12 protein-coding genes and 2 rRNA genes are annotated in these 16,456 nt (G+C 70.0%); 8 read left to right on the forward strand and 6 right to left on the reverse strand.

The window, feature by feature from the left end; all coding sequences use genetic code 11:
- Positions 1-66 precede the first annotated feature (66 nt).
- Both V6D49_RS18225 and rrf read left to right on the forward strand, forming a co-directional pair.
- Positions 67-3,193: ribosomal RNA gene (locus V6D49_RS18225) — 23S ribosomal RNA — on the forward strand.
- Between the two features lie 103 nt (positions 3,194-3,296).
- Positions 3,297-3,413, forward strand: a 5S ribosomal RNA gene (rrf, locus tag V6D49_RS18230).
- 31 nt (positions 3,414-3,444) lie between these two features.
- On the opposite strand, the gene V6D49_RS18235 is transcribed toward rrf, so the two are convergent.
- Positions 3,445-3,924, reverse strand: a complete 480-nt coding sequence (locus V6D49_RS18235; RefSeq protein WP_340561110.1) for a LysR family transcriptional regulator — start codon at positions 3,922-3,924, stop codon at positions 3,445-3,447.
- Between the two features lie 22 nt (positions 3,925-3,946).
- Between V6D49_RS18235 and V6D49_RS18240 the strand changes: the two genes are divergently transcribed.
- Complete coding sequence (locus V6D49_RS18240; protein WP_340561112.1) at positions 3,947-4,246, forward strand: DoxX family protein; 300 nt, start codon at positions 3,947-3,949, stop codon at positions 4,244-4,246.
- Positions 4,247-4,259: 13 nt separating this feature from the next.
- On the opposite strand, the gene V6D49_RS18245 is transcribed toward V6D49_RS18240, so the two are convergent.
- Genes V6D49_RS18245 through V6D49_RS18265 form a run of 5 tightly spaced genes read right to left on the reverse strand, consistent with a single transcriptional unit; the run spans position 4,260 to position 9,784 of the window.
- Positions 4,260-5,570, reverse strand: a complete 1,311-nt coding sequence (locus tag V6D49_RS18245) for a DUF58 domain-containing protein (RefSeq protein WP_340561114.1) — start codon at positions 5,568-5,570, stop codon at positions 4,260-4,262.
- 15 nt (positions 5,571-5,585) lie between these two features.
- Entirely contained in the window at positions 5,586-6,551 is a 966-nt protein-coding gene (locus V6D49_RS18250; protein ID WP_340561116.1) for an AAA family ATPase, read from the reverse strand.
- Positions 6,548-7,780 carry a DUF4350 domain-containing protein gene (locus V6D49_RS18255; RefSeq protein ID WP_340561119.1) on the reverse strand — a complete coding sequence of 411 codons (1,233 nt, stop codon included), beginning with the start codon at positions 7,778-7,780 and terminating at the stop codon, positions 6,548-6,550. Before V6D49_RS18255 ends, V6D49_RS18250 begins: the two co-directional genes overlap by 4 nt.
- The gene (locus V6D49_RS18260) at positions 7,777-8,454 is read right to left on the reverse strand and encodes a DUF4129 domain-containing protein (protein WP_340561120.1); all 678 of its coding nucleotides are present in this window, start codon (positions 8,452-8,454) and stop codon (positions 7,777-7,779) included. The genes V6D49_RS18255 and V6D49_RS18260 overlap by 4 nt, the downstream gene beginning before the upstream one ends.
- Before the next feature lie 43 nt (positions 8,455-8,497).
- Positions 8,498-9,784, reverse strand: coding sequence for a glycerophosphoryl diester phosphodiesterase membrane domain-containing protein (locus tag V6D49_RS18265; protein WP_340561122.1), 1,287 nt, complete (start codon positions 9,782-9,784; stop codon positions 8,498-8,500).
- A 109-nt stretch (positions 9,785-9,893) separates the two neighbouring features.
- Between V6D49_RS18265 and mtnA the strand changes: the two genes are divergently transcribed.
- From mtnA to V6D49_RS18290, 5 genes are all read left to right on the forward strand, one after another.
- Positions 9,894-11,006, forward strand: coding sequence for an S-methyl-5-thioribose-1-phosphate isomerase (gene mtnA, locus V6D49_RS18270; RefSeq protein ID WP_340561124.1), 1,113 nt, complete (start codon positions 9,894-9,896; stop codon positions 11,004-11,006).
- The gene (gene mtrA, locus V6D49_RS18275; protein WP_191208184.1) at positions 11,003-11,680 is read left to right on the forward strand and encodes a two-component system response regulator MtrA; all 678 of its coding nucleotides are present in this window, start codon (positions 11,003-11,005) and stop codon (positions 11,678-11,680) included. The genes mtnA and mtrA overlap by 4 nt, the downstream gene beginning before the upstream one ends.
- Before the next feature lies 1 nt (position 11,681).
- Positions 11,682-13,577 (forward strand): MtrAB system histidine kinase MtrB, encoded by a 1,896-nt coding sequence (gene mtrB / locus V6D49_RS18280; RefSeq protein WP_340561126.1) that lies wholly within the window; start codon positions 11,682-11,684, stop codon positions 13,575-13,577.
- Positions 13,567-15,396 carry an LpqB family beta-propeller domain-containing protein gene (locus tag V6D49_RS18285; protein ID WP_340561128.1) on the forward strand — a complete coding sequence of 610 codons (1,830 nt, stop codon included), beginning with the start codon at positions 13,567-13,569 and terminating at the stop codon, positions 15,394-15,396. The genes mtrB and V6D49_RS18285 overlap by 11 nt, the downstream gene beginning before the upstream one ends.
- A 99-nt stretch (positions 15,397-15,495) precedes the next feature.
- The gene (locus tag V6D49_RS18290) at positions 15,496-16,284 is read left to right on the forward strand and encodes a ComF family protein (RefSeq protein WP_340564116.1); all 789 of its coding nucleotides are present in this window, start codon (positions 15,496-15,498) and stop codon (positions 16,282-16,284) included.
- The last annotated feature ends 172 nt before the right edge of the window (positions 16,285-16,456 follow it).

Consider the following 16,456-nt stretch of genomic DNA (forward strand, 5'->3'; position numbering starts at 1 on the left):
TTGTGTGGGTGTGTGACGGGTGGCTGGTTGTTGTTTGAGAACTGCACAGTGGACGCGAGCATCTGTGGCCAAGTTTTTAAGGGCGCACGGTGGATGCCTTGGCACCAGGAACCGATGAAGGACGTGGGAGGCCGCGATAGGCCCCGGGGAGCTGTCAACCGAGCTGTGATCCGGGGGTGTCCGAATGGGGAAACCCGGCAGTCGTCATGGGCTGTCACCCGCTGCTGAACGCATAGGCAGTGTGGAGGGAACGCGGGGAAGTGAAACATCTCAGTACCCGCAGGAAGAGAAAACAACCGTGATTCCGGGAGTAGTGGCGAGCGAAACTGGATCAGGCTAAACCGCAGGCGTGTGATACCCGGCAGGGGTTGCGTGTGTGGGGTTGTGGGAGTTCTCTTGATCGGTCTGCCGGCCGGTCGGCAAGTCAGAAATTGTTGGTGTAGGCGAAGGGCATGCGAAAGGCCCGGCGTAGAGGGTAAGACCCCCGTAGCTGAAACGTCAGCAACTTGCTTGAGGACCACCCAAGTAGCATGGGGCCCGAGAAATCCTGTGTGAATCTGGCGGGACCACCCGTTAAGCCTAAATATTCCCTGGTGACCGATAGTGGATAGTACCGTGAGGGAATGGTGAAAAGTACCGCGGGAGCGGAGTGAAATAGTACCTGAAACCGTGTGCCTACAAGCCGTGGGAGCGTCGCACAGGAAAGCTTGCTTTTCTGTGTCGTGACTGCGTGCCTTTTGAAGAATGAGCCTGCGAGTTTGCGGTATGTTGCGAGGTTAACCCGTGTGGGGGAGCCGTAGCGAAAGCGAGTCCTAAGAGGGCGTTTGAGTAGCGTGCCCTAGACCCGAAGCGGAGTGATCTAGCCATGGGCAGGGTGAAGCGGCTGTAAGAGGTCGTGGAGGCCCGAACCCACCAGGGTTGAAAACCTGGGGGATGACCTGTGGTTAGGGGTGAAAGGCCAATCAAACTCCGTGATAGCTGGTTCTCCCCGAAATGCATTTAGGTGCAGCGTCGTGTGTTTCTTGCCGGAGGTAGAGCACTGGATAGGCGATGGGCCTTACCGGGTTACTGACCTTAGCCAAACTCCGAATGCCGGTAAGTGAGAGCACGGCAGTGAGACTGTGGGGGATAAGCTCCATGGTCGAGAGGGAAACAGCCCAGAGCATCGACTAAGGCCCCTAAGCGTGTGCTAAGTGGGAAAGGATGTGGAGTCGCAGAGACAACCAGGAGGTTGGCTTAGAAGCAGCCATCCTTGAAAGAGTGCGTAATAGCTCACTGGTCAAGTGATTCCGCGCCGATAATGTAGCGGGGCTCAAGTACACCGCCGAAGTCGTGTCACTCCAGCATGACGGCTAACGCCGGCTGGGGTGGGTAGGGGAGCGTCGTGTGCCGGGTGAAGCAGCACTGGAAGGTAGTTGTGGACGGTTCACGAGTGAGAATGCAGGCATGAGTAGCGATACAAGAGTGGGAAACTCTTGCGCCGATTGACTAAGGGTTCCTGGGTCAAGCTGATCTGCCCAGGGTAAGTCGGGGCCTAAGGCGAGGCCGACAGGCGTAGTCGATGGATAACCGGTTGATATTCCGGTACCCGCTGTAGAGCGTCCAACACTGAATCTTCTGATGCTAAGGCCGTGAAGCCCCCGGATCTGTCCTTTGGGCAGTTTTGGTGTGGTGGAGCCGCTGACCCGAGGGGGTAGTAGGTGAGTGATGGGGTGACGCAGGAAGGTAGTCCAGCCCGGGCGGTGGTTGTCCCGGGGTAAGGGTGTAGGGCGTTGTGTAGGCAAATCCGCACAACATGTAGCCTGAGACCTGATGCCGAGCCGTTGTGGTGAAGTGGATGATCCTATGCTGTCGAGAAAAGCCTCTAGCGAGTTGTACGGCGGCCCGTACCCTAAACCGACTCAGGTGGTCAGGTAGAGAATACCGAGGCGTTCGGGTGAACTATGGTTAAGGAACTCGGCAAAATGCCCCCGTAACTTCGGGAGAAGGGGGGCCTCTTCTGGTGATGAGTCTTGCACTCTGAGCTGGGGGTGGCCGCAGAGACCAGCGAGAAGCGACTGTTTACTAAAAACACAGGTCCGTGCGAAGCCGTAAGGCGATGTATACGGACTGACGCCTGCCCGGTGCTGGAACGTTAAGGGGACCGGTTAGCTCTGTTTCGACAGGGCGAAGCTGAGAACTTAAGCGCCAGTAAACGGCGGTGGTAACTATAACCATCCTAAGGTAGCGAAATTCCTTGTCGGGTAAGTTCCGACCTGCACGAATGGCGTAACGACTTCTTGACTGTCTCAACCATAGGCCCGGTGAAATTGCAGTACGAGTAAAGATGCTCGTTTCGCGCAGCAGGACGGAAAGACCCCGGGACCTTTACTATAGCTTGATATTGGTGTTCGGTTCGGCTTGTGTAGGATAGGTGGGAGACTGTGAAGTCATCACGCTAGTGGTGGTGGAGTCGTTGTTGAAATACCACTCTGGTCGTGCTGGATGTCTAACCTGGGTCCGTGATCCGGATCAGGGACAGTGTCTGGTGGGTAGTTTAACTGGGGCGGTTGCCTCCTAAAGAGTAACGGAGGCGCCCAAAGGTTCCCTCAGCCTGGTTGGTCATCAGGTGGTGAGTGTAAGTGCACAAGGGAGCTTGACTGTGAGACTGACGGGTCGAGCAGGGACGAAAGTCGGGACTAGTGATCCGGCGGTGGCTTGTGGAAGCGCCGTCGCTCAACGGATAAAAGGTACCCCGGGGATAACAGGCTGATCTTCCCCAAGAGTCCATATCGACGGGATGGTTTGGCACCTCGATGTCGGCTCGTCGCATCCTGGGGCTGGAGTCGGTCCCAAGGGTTGGGCTGTTCGCCCATTAAAGCGGTACGCGAGCTGGGTTTAGAACGTCGTGAGACAGTTCGGTCCCTATCCGCTGTGCGCGTAGGAGTCTTGAGAAGGGCTGTCCCTAGTACGAGAGGACCGGGACGGACGGACCTCTGGTGTGCCAGTTGTTCTGCCAAGGGCATGGCTGGTTGGCTACGTTCGGAAAGGATAACCGCTGAAAGCATCTAAGCGGGAAGCCTGCTTCGAGATGAGGGCTCCCACCCACGTGATGGGTTAAGGCTCCCGGTAGACGACCGGGTTGATAGGCCGGATATGGAAGCCTAGTAATAGGTGGAGTTGACCGGTACTAATAGGCCGAGGGCTTGTCCATAGTTGCTTGCGTCCACTGTGTAGGTTCTGAGACAGCAAACTGTCGAAGCCCGCTCCCCTGCTAAATGGGGGTGTGGGGTTTCCGGTTGTGTGTTTCATAGCGTTTCGGTGGTTATAGCGTTAGGGGAACGCCCGGTTACATTCCGAACCCGGAAGCTAAGCCTTTCAGCGCCGATGGTACTGCATGCGGGAGTGTGTGGGAGAGTAGGACGCCGCCGAACAAATTGTGGGCCCGGGTCCCTGAACTTCAGTTCAGGGACCCGGGCTTTTTTGCGTTCCGTCACCACTCGCGGTGCATTCCACACAGCACTCGACGAAGTCCTGCACGACGGTGACGGCACCGATGGGACGGGGCGGCCCCGCCGTTCGTCGCGGGCCAGCCAGTAGTCCCTGAACCCACCCGGCTTCCTCCGGCGCGGCCACGAACGGCTCGTCCAGGAGCTCGTCGAGGCGCACACGGTCGTGTGCCGCCAGCGGGTGACCCGTGGGAAGCGCGACGCAGCGCTCCTCGTTGAAAAGCTCGGCCACCCGCAGGGTCTTTGCGGCCCGGCCCTCTGCCCGCCGGGCCGCTCGTCGCGCTTCCTGCCACCGGTCGAGCAGCCTCGGGGCGTGTTGGAGGAGCGTGTCACCTGCTTCGGTGAGCGCCATTCCGTCGTGGGAGCGGGTGAACAGCCGAACGCCGAGTTCGCGTTCCAGTCGACGGATCTGTTTCGTCAGCGCGGGCTGTGACACGAACAGCATCTCTGCGGCACGGGTGAGGGTTCCTGCCTCGCGGGCCCGGTTCGTGCTGGCCAATGCGGCGGCGGTGGCGGTGCCGCAGCCCTGGGTACCGGGCCTGGGGCTCCTGAAGGGGTTGGGCGCGGTCGGTCTCGTGGCCGGACTGCTGGGGTGGCGCGGAATCGGTGTGGCCGCTGCGGGCGGGCTCGTCCTCTTCTTCGTGGGTGCCGTCGTCGCCCATCTCCGTGCCCGGGTCCTGAACACCATCGTGTTCCCCGGTGCCTACCTCGCTCTGGCCGTCGCATCGCTGGCTCTCGGTATCGCCCAGGGGACGTGAACGGGAGTGGTCGTCAGAGTCGGCCGGTGGCCTTCAACGTCAGGTAGGCGTCCGCCAGGGCGGGTGCCAGGTCGGCGGGTGGAGCGTCGACGACGGTGGCGCCGTGGCGTCGTAGCCGGTCGGCGCTCCGGCGGCGTTCGGCCTGGGCCTGTGCTGCGGCGGCTGCCTGGTAGACGCCGTCCACCGTGCCGCGGGCCCTGGCCATCTCCTCGATCCGGGGGTCGGTCACCGAGGCCACCAGGACGGTGTGGCGCTGCGTCAGCGCGGGGAGGGCGGGCAGGAGCCCCTCCTCGACGGGCGCCGGGTCGAGGCCGGTGAGCAGGACGACGAGGGAGCGGTGCCGGGCTTCCCGCAGGACCGTGGAGACCATGTGCCGGGCGTCGGACTCCACGAGCGTCGCCTCCAGCGGGGCCATGGCGTTCACCAGGGCGGGCAACGTGTCCGTCAGTCCGCGCCCCCGGACGCGTGCGCGCACACGGCGGTCGTGGGCCAGGAACGCGACGCGGTCGCCGGCGCGGGAGGCGAGGGTGGCGAGGAGCAGTGTCGCGTCCATGGCGGCGTCGAGCCGGGGAACGTCGCCGACACGGCCCGCGGACGTGCGGCCGGTGTCCAGCACGATGAGGATGTGCCGGTCCCGCTCGGGCCGCCAGGTGCGCACGGCGACGGAGGACTGCCGCGCGGTGGCCCGCCAGTCGATGGACCGGGTGTCGTCCCCGGGGACGTACTCCCGGAGACTGTCGAACTCGGTTCCCTCACCGCGCGTCAGAACGCTGGTGCGACCGTCCAGTTCCCGCAGCCGGGCCAGCTTGGCGGGCAGGTGCTTGCGGCTGTCGAAGGCGGGCAGGACCCGGACGGTCCAGGGCACGGAGTGACTGCCCTGCCGGGCGGCCAGACCCAGCGGTCCGTGGGAGCGGACAGTGACGCGGACCGCGTCGCGGTCGCCTCGACGGGTGGGTGTCAGAAGGCTGAAGATGTGCCTGCGCTCGCCGGGCGGAACGGTCAAGGAGTGGCGTGAGGCGTTGACGTCTGTCCCCGGGGGCCAACTGCTGGGCGGCCAGGCGTCCCGGAGCCGCGCGCGCAGCGGGCGACGGGAGGTGTTGATGACGGCGAGCCGGACCGTGGCGGTCGCGCCGAGTCGAACTGATGTGTCACCGGAACGTGTGAACCGGAGCGTTCGCACTGGTGCGGCCCGGATGAGGTCGTAGACAATGGCGAGTACGAGCAGGAACTGGACGGTGAGCAGTCCGGTCCAGCTCGGCAGCAAGAGGCCGACGACAAGCGTGCCGAGGGCGGCGACGAGTGCTGAGCGTCCGGTGAGAGCCATGGTCAGTGCACCGGGTCAGCGCGGTACGGGGACGTGGGCGAGGATCGAATGGATCACGCTGTCCGAGGTCACGCCCTCCATCTCGGCCTCCGGCCGGAGTTGAAGGCGGTGACGGAGGGTCGGTAGTGCGAGCGCTTTGACATCGTCGGGGATGACGTAGTCGCGGCCGGTGAGCCAGGCCCACGCACGTGCCGTGGACAACAGGGCGGTGGCCCCCCGGGGGGAGGCGCCGAGGCTGAGGGAAGGGGAATCACGCGTGGCACGGCAGATATCGACGATGTAGCCCGCGATCTCGGGGGAGACCGACGTCCGAGCCACGGCGTCGCGTGCGGCCCGCAGTTCGTCCCGCCCGGCGACGGGCCGGACGCCGGCGGCGTCGAGGTCCTGCGGGCTGAAGCCGTCCGCGTGGCGGGTGAGCACGCTGACCTCGTCCTCGCGGGAGGGCAGCGGCACGTTGAGTTTGAGCAGGAAGCGGTCCAACTGTGCTTCGGGGAGGGGGTAGGTGCCTTCGTACTCGACCGGGTTCTGCGTGGCGGCCACCAGGAACGGCTCGGGGAGCGGGCGGGGGACGCCGTCGACGGAGACCTGCCGCTCCTCCATCGCTTCCAGGAGGGACGCCTGGGTCTTGGGCGGTGTGCGGTTGATCTCGTCGGCCAGCAGCAGGTTCGTGAACACCGGACCCGGCTGGAAGGAGAACTCGGCCGTGCGGGCGTCATAGACGAGCGAACCCGTGACGTCGCTCGGCATCAGATCCGGGGTGAACTGCACGCGTTTGGTGTCCAGTTCCAGCGTTGCGGCCAGCGTGCGGACGAGGAGCGTCTTGGCCACGCCGGGGACCCCTTCCAGCAGTACGTGACCGCGGCAGAGCAGGGCCACCACGAGTCCGGTCACGGCGGCGTCCTGGCCGACGACGGCTTTGGCGATCTCCCCGCGAACGGCTTCGAGGGCCGCGCGGGCGTTGGCTGCGGAGGGGGCGCTCACGAGGTGCGGTCCTTGTCTGTCGGGGCGGTGGCCGGAGAGGGGGTGATGCGGCGTTCCAGGTCGTCGAGCTCGTCAGCCAGCCGCACGAGTGCGGCGTCGTCCGGCGGAACCGGTCCGAAGAGGAGGGAGTGCGTTGATGAGAGGTCACCGCTGTGCCGGGCGATGGCGGGTACCAGGGTTTCCGGCGTGTGGGCCTCGGCTGCGGGGAGACCGAGCAACGGAGCGACGCGGTCGCGGGTGGCGGCCCGCAGGGCGGCGGCGGCGCTGTCCCGCGCGTCGGCCAGCCGGTAGAGCCGGGCCCGGCCCTCCGTCGTCTCGGCGGCCGGCACGGAGACCGGAAGGCGTTCCGGGACGAGCGGCCCCAGGCGGCGGGCCCGCCACAGCGCCGCGAACACGGCGGCCAGGAAGAGCTGGAGCGCTCCCCACAACCATCCGGGCGGGAGCAGGTCGGCCATGCTCTCGTCGCCGGACGCCTCAGCGGCGGGATCGGTCGGAGAAGGGAGGTACCAGACGAGGTGTTCGCGTGAGCCCAGGATTTGGAGCGCCAAGGACGCGTTGCCCTGTTCGTCGAGGGTCGCGTTGTGCAGGAAGTCGCTGCTGCCGGTGATGACGGTGTCGCCGTCCCCGACCGGCACGCGCAGCAGGGAGGCCGCTCCGTCCACGGGGTAGCAGGAGTCGATCCCCGCGTCCCGGTCCGTGGTGCGGTAACGGAGGCCGCCCAGGTCGACCTCGCCCGCGCGCCGCGCGTAGGGCGCCGAGCATTGCGGGGCGACCGTGCGCGGGCTGTCGGTGGCGACGGTCTCCACCGTCGGCGCGAGAGCGCTGACGGAGGCCGCGCCCGGTGCGAGCAGGACGGTCCGGCCGTCGCTGGGCACCGTGGCCGCCCGCAGCGCGTCGAGCTGACGGCCGTTCAGGAGGTCGGGGCGGGCGACGAGCAGCGTGGTGTCGGGCGCCGTGGACCGCGTCGCCTCCGCCGTCGTGGTGACGACGGTGGTGTCCACGCCGCGCTGGGCCAGAAGTTCCGCCACGGCGCGGGTGCCCTGGCGGTCGGCCGAGCGGGGGTCGAGGGCGCCGTGCTGCTCCCCGGAACGGAGTACGGCGATGGCGAGCGCGCCCACGAGCAGGATCACGGTGGCGACCAGCAGGCCGCGCGTCCGCTTCCAGACCTGGCGTGCGGTGGGGGAGAGCGACGTCGTCACGGTCCGCGGTGCCGTGGTGGTGGACGTCATCGCGACCCTCCGTCCGGTCCGGCGACGGCCGGGCGGGGGCGTGCCGCCGCGAGGGCAAGGTCGAGGGCGCGCAGCTCCTCGTATGCGGTCCGCGTTCCGGGCCGGTGGGCGTAGGTCACCTCGTCGAAGGCACGGGCGGCGTCGTGCAGGGGCCCGGCGTGGCTCGGCAGAGCCCGGCCGGCTTCGGCGGCGGCCTCGTCCGCCGTGCGGCCGGGCCGGGGGTCGAGGAGGGCACGCTCCTCCAAGGCCCGGACGAGCGCACGCATGCGCTCCTGGACGGCCGGGCCCCACGCCTCGGCGGCCGCGTGGCGCTCGGCTGCTTCGCGGTGGTCGGCGGCGCTGCGCGGCGTTGCGTCGAAGAGCGAGCCGGTACGGCCCTGCGCGGCGGTCCGCAGGGCTCCCAGCCGCAGCCGCAGGGCGACGAACAGAGCCACGATCACGAGCGCGATGACCACCAGGCCCGTCCAGCCACCGGGCGTCAGCGCGAGGGCGGAGCCCAGGAGGTCGTCCAGCCGTTCCAGGACCCATTCCAGCGCGCGCTGCGCGAGCCCCGTTTCGTCGGCCCGGTACCCGGGCTTGGACAGTTCCCGTTCGGCGGCCTCCCGGGCGGCGTCCCGTCCGATGGTGACCGGAACGTCGTCGTCCCCCCGAGGGGTGAGGGCAGCGGACAGCATCGCGGACCCGCTCGCCGGCACCGCCGGCACCGCCGTCATCGCGTCAGCCCGCGACGGTGCCGGGGCCGGGCTCCTGCGGCGTGTGGCCGGGCACGCCGGCGGCCCGGGCCAGCTCCAGGTCGAGAGCCTCCCGCCGGATGCGGGCGTCGATGTAGAGGAGGGCGGTGACCCCGGCGCTGAAGGGAAGCGTCAGCGTCGACGTCACGACCGCACCGATGGCCGTGACGATCAGGTAGGGCCAGGTGAGCGTGGCCGGGACCTCGCCGAGCAGGCTGCCGCCGGGGGTGCCGTCCACGAGGGAGGCGAGCGCGCCGACCGGAACGGAGACGATCAGGCTCAGCACGAACACGAGCAGCGCGGCCAGAAGCTGGATGCCGAAGATCCGCCACCAGGAGCCGCGCACCAGCTTTCCGGAACGCCGCAGCGCCGCGACGACCGTACCGCGTTCCAGCATCAGCGCCGGTGCGGAGAGACTGAACCGGACCCACAGCCACACCATGAGGACGAGGCCGCCCAGCAGGCCGATCAGCAGGAAGAAGCTTCCGGCCAGAGCCGAGCCGCCGGCCGCCAGCACCGCGCCGGGCAGGAGGCACAGGGCCAGCACGCCGAGGACGATCAGCGTCACGAGCAGGGTGAGCCCGAGCAGCTTCCCCAGCAGCGGACGGGCGTCGCGCCAGGCCTCCCCGATGGAGACCGGACGTCCGAGGACCGCCCGGCTGACGATCATGGTCAGCATGGCCGTGGCGATGACGGTGCCCACGACGGTCATCAGCCCGTGGACGGCCTCGCTGCCCAGCAGCGGGCCGAGGGCGTCGGCCATCTCCTCCGCCGTCGGACTGGCGTCGTCCTCCAGCGCCAGGAACGCGCTCATGTCGCTGAACCACAGCCCGGTCGCGACCGTCGTGACCAGTTGGACGAGGACGGCGATCCCCAGGGCGATGCCGAGCACCGGGCGCCAGTGGGCGCGCATGGTGGACACGGCGCCGTCGAGGATCTCCCCGACGCCGAGCGGACGTAGCGGAATGACGCCGGGCTTGGCGACGTGGGCGTACGGGGTGCCGTACTGCTGCGGGCCGCCCCAGCCCGCCCCCTGGCCCCAGCCAGCCGGTCCGTGCGGCGCTCCGGGCGGGCTGCCGGGAGCGTCCCAGCCGGTCGGGCCGGCCGAGGGCGGCTGCTGCGCCGACCAGCCGGTGGGTGCGGGGCGGTCGGCCTGCGCGGGCCGCTCGCCGTGCTGCGGGCCGTCTCCCGGAGCGGGGGCGCCCTGGGCCTTGTCGCCGTGTGGCTCTGGCTCGGAAGACCCGGGCGAGGTCCAGCCCGGAGCGTCGTTCACTGGGGATCACCTCGGTCGCGGGGGCACTGGTAGGGGCCATCGTGCCATGGGCTCCCTGAGCTTGTGCCAGGCCCTGCCCCTGTGCGGGGCGAGCGGGCAGACTGTGCCAATGGCTGATCACGAAGTGAACGCAGTGCCCGTGCTGCGCTGGGAGGAGCCGCCCGAAGGCCCGGTGCTGGTCCTGCTGGACCAGACACGGCTGCCGGGGGAGGAGGTCGAGTGCTTCTGCACGGACGTCCCCGCCCTCGTCGCGGCGATACGCGCGCTCGTGGTGCGGGGGGCTCCGCTGCTCGGCGTCGTCGGCGCTTACGGGGTGGCCCTGGCCGCCGCCCGGGGCTTCGACGTCGAGGAGGCGTCGGAACAGTTGGCGCAGGCCAGGCCGACGGCTGTGAACCTCGGCTACGGCGTGCGCCGGGTGCGCGGCGTCCACGAGCGGGCGCTGGCCGCCGGGGCGGGGCCCGGGGAGGCCGCCGCCGCCGCGCTCGCGGAGGCACGGGCCGTGGACCGGGAGGAGGTCGAGGCCGGGGCCGCGATGGGACGGCACGGCTGGGCGCTGCTGCGCGAGCTGCTGCCGGGCGGGGGTCTGCGCGTCCTCACGCACTGCAACACGGGCACGCTGGTCAGTGGGGGCGAGGGCACGGCCCTGGCCGTCGTCCGGGCCGCGCACCGGGCGGGCGCGTTGCGTCGGCTGTGGGTGGACGAGACGCGTCCGCTGTTTCAGGGGTCCAGGCTGACGGCCTGGGAGGCGGCCCGGTCCGGTATGGCGTACAGCGTGCTGCCGGACAACGCCGCCGGTTCCCTGTTCGCGGCCGGTGAGGTGGACGCGGTGGTCGTGGGAGCGGACCGGATCGCGGCCGACGGTTCGGTCGCGAACAAGGTCGGCAGCTACCCGTTGGCCGTGCTCGCTCGTTACCATCACGTACCGTTCATCGTGGTCGCCCCCCTGAGCACGGTGGACCCGGGGACCGAGGAGGGCGCCGGGATCGAGGTCGAGCAGCGAGCGGGTCACGAGGTGACGGAGCTGGCGCCCGGAGTCACGGTCGCCCCGCCGGGGGCCCGGGTCTACAACCCGGCCTTCGACGTCACCCCCGCGGAGCTGGTCACGGCGCTCGTCACGGAGTCCGGCGTGGTCTCTCCGGTCACGCCCGAAGGGCTGGCGGAGCTGTGTTCCCGATCACGCACCCGAGCATCACACACAGGTAATGGGATGATGAACGCATGAAAGGACGCGTCCTCGTCGTTGACGACGACACCGCGCTGGCGGAGATGCTCGGCATCGTGCTCCGTGGTGAAGGCTTCGAACCGTCGTTCGTCTCGGACGGCGACAAGGCACTCGCGGCGTTCCGGGAGACCAAGCCGGACCTCGTACTGCTGGACCTGATGCTGCCCGGCCGGGACGGCATCGAGGTGTGCCGGCTGATCCGGGCCGAGTCCGGCGTGCCGGTGGTGATGCTGACGGCCAAGAGCGACACGGTGGACGTCGTCGTCGGGCTGGAGTCCGGCGCCGACGACTACATCGTCAAGCCCTTCAAGCCCAAGGAGCTGGTGGCCCGGATCCGGGCGCGGCTGCGCCGTTCGGAGGAGCCGACGCCCGAGCAGCTCACCATCGGTGACCTGGTGATCGACGTCGCCGGGCACTCGGTGAAGCGCGACGGGCAGTCGATCGCCCTGACGCCGCTGGAGTTCGACCTCCTGGTCGCCCTGGCCCGCAAGCCCTGGCAGGTCTTCACCCGCGAGGTGCTGCTGGAGCAGGTCTGGGGCTATCGGCACGCGGCCGACACGCGTCTGGTGAACGTGCACGTCCAGCGGCTGCGTTCCAAGGTCGAGAAGGACCCGGAGCGGCCGGACATCGTGGTGACGGTCCGTGGTGTGGGGTACAAGGCGGGACCGGGCTGACATGGCCGGGAACGGTTCCGCTCCGCCCGGTCCGAAGGCGGAGCGGACCGGCGGCACGACCGGCGGCGGCGTGTTCGCGCCGGTGCGCCGGGCCGGTCAGCTCCTCCCCGAGGGGCTGCTGGCCGAAGGCAGCACCGGAAGCCGCGCGCATCCCCTCTTCCGGATGTTCGTGCGGTGGGTGCGCCGCCCGTTGCTGCCCGCGCTCCGGCTGTGGCGGCGCAACATCCAGCTGCGGGTGGTCGCGGCGACCCTGCTGCTGTCCCTGACGGTGGTGCTCGTGCTGGGCGTCGTGGTGTTCGGCCAGGTGCGCAACGGTCTGCTGGAGGCCAAGCAGCAGGCGGCCCAGAGCCAGGCGGCCGGGGGTTTCGCGGTGGCCCGGGAGCTGGCCGACAACGCGGCGGCCGCCGGCGGGACCGATGCCGAGAGCGGCCGCAACGTGCTCAACGCCGGCGCCTGGCTGACGCAACTGGTCCAGCAGCTCGCCAGCGGCGGCCAGGGGGTCTACTCGGTCGTGGCACTCAGCTCCGACGACCAGACGCTGCCGTTCAGCGCCGACGAGAACTCCAACACCCGAGGCCCCCGGGCCTCGGGCGACGTGAAGCCCGAGGAATCCGTCACGCCCGAGCTGCGCCGTGAGCTCGACGCCAGCCCGGACACCCACCAGCAGTACGGCGTGATCGTCCGAGCGCAGGGCGACCGGGAACCCGCGCTGATCATCGGCAAGCGGCTCAACGACGTCAACGGGAACCCGTACCAGCTGTACTACCTCTTCCCGTTCACACCGGAGGAGAAGTCCCTGACCCTGGTCAAGGGCACGCTGGCGACGGCGGGGATCTTCCTCGTGGCCCTCCTGGGCGCGATCGCGTGGCTGGTCGTACGGCAGGTGGTGACGCCCGTCCGGATGGCCGCGGGCATCTCCGAGCGGCTCGCCGCCGGACGGCTCCAGGAACGGATGAAGGTCACCGGGGAGGACGACATCGCCCGGCTCGGCGAGTCGTTCAACAAGATGGCGCAGAGCCTGCAACTGAAGATCCAGCAGTTGGAGGAGCTGTCGCGGATGCAGCGGCGGTTCGTCTCGGACGTCTCGCACGAGCTGCGCACGCCGCTCACCACGGTGCGGATGGCCGCGGACGTCATCCACGAGGCGCGGGACTCCTTCGACCCCGTGACGGCGCGCTCCGCGGAACTCCTGCTCGGGCAGCTCGACCGGTTCGAGTCGCTCTTGGCGGAGCTGCTGGAGATCAGCCGTTTCGACGCCGGGGCCGCTGCTCTGGAGGCGGTGCCGACCGACCTGCGGGAGGTCGTGCACCGGGTGGTCGAGGGCGCCGAGCCGCTGGCCGACGCCAAGGGCAGCCGCGTGATGGTGCTCGGTGCCGAGGAGCCGGTCGTCGCCGAGGCGGACGCCCGGCGGGTGGAGCGGGTGCTGCGGAACCTCGTGGTCAACGCGATAGAGCACGGAGAGGGCCGCGACGTGATCGTCCGCCTCGCCGAGGGCGACCACGCGGTGGCCATCGCGGTGCGCGACTACGGGGTGGGGCTGAAACCAGGGGAGGCACAGCGGGTGTTCAACCGATTCTGGCGGGCCGACCCGGCCCGGGCCCGCACGACGGGCGGTACCGGGCTCGGCCTGTCCATAGCCGTGGAGGACGCGCGGCTGCACGGCGGCTGGCTGCAGGCGTGGGGGGAGCCGGGTGGCGGCTCGCAGTTCCGGCTCACGCTGCCGCGCACGGCCGGCGAGGTCCTGCGCGGTTCGCCGATCCCGCTGGAACCGGCCGACTCGCGACGCCGTTCGGCGGGAACGCGGCCCCGGAGCGGCGTGGGCCCGCCGTCGGCACGGCCCGCGCTGCCTGCGGGCGCCCGGCCCCAGGGCACGGGGGGACGTCGCGATGAGGGCTGAACGGAGGGCGGCCGGCGCGGCGCTCACCGCCGGGCTCATGCTGCTCACCGGCTGTGCGTCGATGCCGTCCAGCGGAGAAGTGAAGCCCATCGAGGGAAATCAGCGCTCGGACGGTGACGCCACGGTGCGCGTCTTCGGAGTGCCTCCGCAGTCGGGGGAACGGCCGGCCCAGATCGTCCGGGGTTTCCTGGAGGCCACGACCAGCGACGAGGCCGAGTACGAGACCGCCCGCCAGTACCTGACGGAGGAGACGGCCGGGGAGTGGGACCCGTTCGCGGGGACGACCGTCGTCTCCGGCGGCCCCGACGTCCCGCCCGCAGGGGTGCTGCCGGACGCCGAGGAGAGCGGCTACACCGTCGAGGTCACCGGCACCCGGCTCGCCGAGGTGGACGGCAAGCACGCGTACACCCCGGCGGCCGGGCCCTACCTGGGGGCCTTCCACCTCGTCGAGGAGGAGGGCGAGTGGCGCATCGACCAGCTGCCCGACGGCCTGGTGCTCGGCGAGGCGGACTTCGAGCGCATCTACCGCTCGGTGAACACCTACTACTACGCGGGGCTCGGCCCGCAGGCCGGGGACGTCCCACGGGGCAAGAACCTGCTGGTCGCCGACCCCGTCTACGTGCGCCGCCGCATCGACCCGGTCACCGAGACCGTCCGGGCGCTGCTGGGCGGGCCGACGGACTGGATGCGGCCCATCGTCACCTCCGCGTACCCGACGGGTGTGCGGCTCGCCCCGGAACAGGCGCTCGCGCTGGACGACGCGGGGGCACTCCAGGTGAAGCTCACCAGCGGCGTCAAGGACCGGCCGCTGAGGGTGCAGCGCACGCAGTGCGAACGGATGGCGGCCCAGCTGCTGCACACCGTGGACCACCAGTCCTCGGCGCGGGTCCACCGCGTGACCCTGCAGAACGAGCGTGGGGCCCGTCTGTGCGGCCTCGGGAGCGAGGAGGCGCACCGGTACGCGCCCGGCGCGCTGAACGGGCGTGCGGCGATGCAGTACTACCTGGACGGCGAGCGGCGCCTGGTGGCGCTCGGCGAGGCCCAGGAGAGCGGCATCCCGGTCGACGGCCCCTTCGGTACCGGCAGCCTGCCGATGCGGCACGTCGCCGTGAGCCGGAGCGAGACGCTGGCCGCCGGTGTCTCGCTCGACGGCGCCCGCCTCCACGTCGCACCGCTGCACTCGGACGTGCCGTTCCAGGCACCGGTGCTGGTCAGCCGGGGGGAGAGCGAGTCGGCGCGGCTCACCGCGCCGAGCTGGGACGGGCTGGGCGACCTGTGGGTCGCCGACCAGAACCCGGAGGACCCCCGGCTGCTGCGGTTGCGGGACGGCGAGGGCACGCCGCAGGAGGTGGACGTCGACGGGCTCGGCGAGGGCCGTATCGAGGCCCTGCGCGTGGCGGCGGACGGTGTCCGCATCGCCCTGCTGGTCCGCGAGGGCGACGCCGTCACGCTGATGCTGGGGCGGGTCGAGCGCGAGCACGACGACGACGGCCGGCCCCGGGTGAAGGTGACGGGGCTGCGCGACGTGGCGCCCCAGCTGGAGAACGTGGTCGCGGTCTCCTGGGCGGGCGGCAGCCGCATGGTGGTGGTCGGCAAGGAGGCCGGGGGCGTGCAGCAGGTGCGGGTCATGTCGACGGACGGTTCGCCGGGGACGCCGGCGAAGCTGCCGAACGTCAACAAGATCGAGAGCATCGCCGCTTCGGAGGACGAGGACAAGCCGCTGCTGGCCTTCTCCGCCGAGGGCATCGTGCGGCTACCCCGCGACGGGGACTGGCAGGAGGTCACCGAGGAGGGCTCCGCCCCGGTCTACCCGGGCTGACGCCCCGCCGCCGAAGGGGCTTGCCAGGCCGTGACGTCGTGACTACTCTGAGTAGTCATGCGATGTCGGCGCGGCCGACCGAAGGGGGCGTCATGCGTGATGCGGGGTATGTGGTGGCAGGAGCTCGTGGATCTGGTGCTGTCGGCGGAGTGCGCCGGCTGCGGCACGGTGCGGACGGGGCTGTGTGCGCGGTGCCGCGCGGTGCTGGCGGCCGGTCCGGTCCGGCGGGTGTGGCCGGGCGGTGTGGACCGGGTGCGGCCCGGGCTGCCGCCGGTGTACGCGGCCGGGCTGTACGTCGACGAGGTGCGGGCCGTGCTGCTGGCTCACAAGGAGCGCGGTGCCCTCCGCCTGGCGGCGCCGCTGGGGCGGGCCCTGGCCCAGGCCGCGCAGGCCCTGGTCGCCGCCCGTGCGGGCCGGACCGGGTACGGGACGCTCCCCGGCGGCGGCCCGCTGCTGCTCGTCCCGGTGCCGTCGGCGCGGCACGCCGTGGCGGCCCGGGGCCACGACCCCGTGCGCCGGCTCGCGGGGGCGGCCGTGGCGGAGCTGCGGCGGTGCGGGACACCGGCGCGGTCGCTGCCCGTGCTGCGCCGGCGGCGTGACGTCGCCGACCAGGCGGGTCTGGGACCGCGGCAGCGGCGGCGCAACCTTGACGGGGCGCTGGCCGTACCACCGGCGGCCGCCCGGCTGCTCGGGCGAGGGCCGGTGGTGGTCGTGGACGACCTGATGACGACGGGGGCCACCCTCTCCGAGGCGGCCCGTGCGCTGTCGGCGGCCGGTGCCCTGGTGACCGGGGCCGGGGTGGTCGCCGTGGCACCCCCGCCGGAGTCGCGCCGTAGCCGGATGCATGACCGGGGCGTGGCTGGGCATGGAATCGCATACCGGCGGTGAGTGTCCGCCGGAGGACGTGACAGCGAGAGACAAGAGGACAGCTCATGAGGGGTACGCACCGGTAGGGGGTGCCGACCGTCCCCCAGTCGGGGTACGTTCGGTAAGGAGAGAGCTGCGGGCCTCCTGGTAGGAGCCACCCCGGACTCTTCTCAGAGCGGAGTCTGTGCGGCGG

This window comes from Streptomyces sp. GSL17-111 (assembly GCF_037911585.1).
Taxonomy (GTDB): Bacteria; Actinomycetota; Actinomycetes; order Streptomycetales; family Streptomycetaceae; genus Streptomyces.

Excerpts from the sequence above, each read along its gene's own strand:
- V6D49_RS18255 (WP_340561119.1), bottom strand. The coding sequence starts at position 7,780 with ATGACGTCCACCACCACGGCACCGCGGACCGTGACGACGTCGCTCTCC.
- V6D49_RS18290 (WP_340564116.1), top strand. The coding sequence starts at position 15,496 with ATGCGGGGTATGTGGTGGCAGGAGCTCGTGGATCTGGTGCTGTCGGCG.
- V6D49_RS18285 (WP_340561128.1), top strand. The coding sequence starts at position 13,567 with ATGAGGGCTGAACGGAGGGCGGCCGGCGCGGCGCTCACCGCCGGGCTC.
- V6D49_RS18245 (WP_340561114.1), bottom strand. The coding sequence starts at position 5,570 with ATGGCTCTCACCGGACGCTCAGCACTCGTCGCCGCCCTCGGCACGCTT.
- mtnA (WP_340561124.1), top strand. The coding sequence starts at position 9,894 with ATGGCTGATCACGAAGTGAACGCAGTGCCCGTGCTGCGCTGGGAGGAG.
- mtrA (WP_191208184.1), top strand. The coding sequence starts at position 11,003 with ATGAAAGGACGCGTCCTCGTCGTTGACGACGACACCGCGCTGGCGGAG.
- mtrB (WP_340561126.1), top strand. The coding sequence starts at position 11,682 with ATGGCCGGGAACGGTTCCGCTCCGCCCGGTCCGAAGGCGGAGCGGACC.
- V6D49_RS18260 (WP_340561120.1), bottom strand. The coding sequence starts at position 8,454 with ATGCTGTCCGCTGCCCTCACCCCTCGGGGGGACGACGACGTTCCGGTC.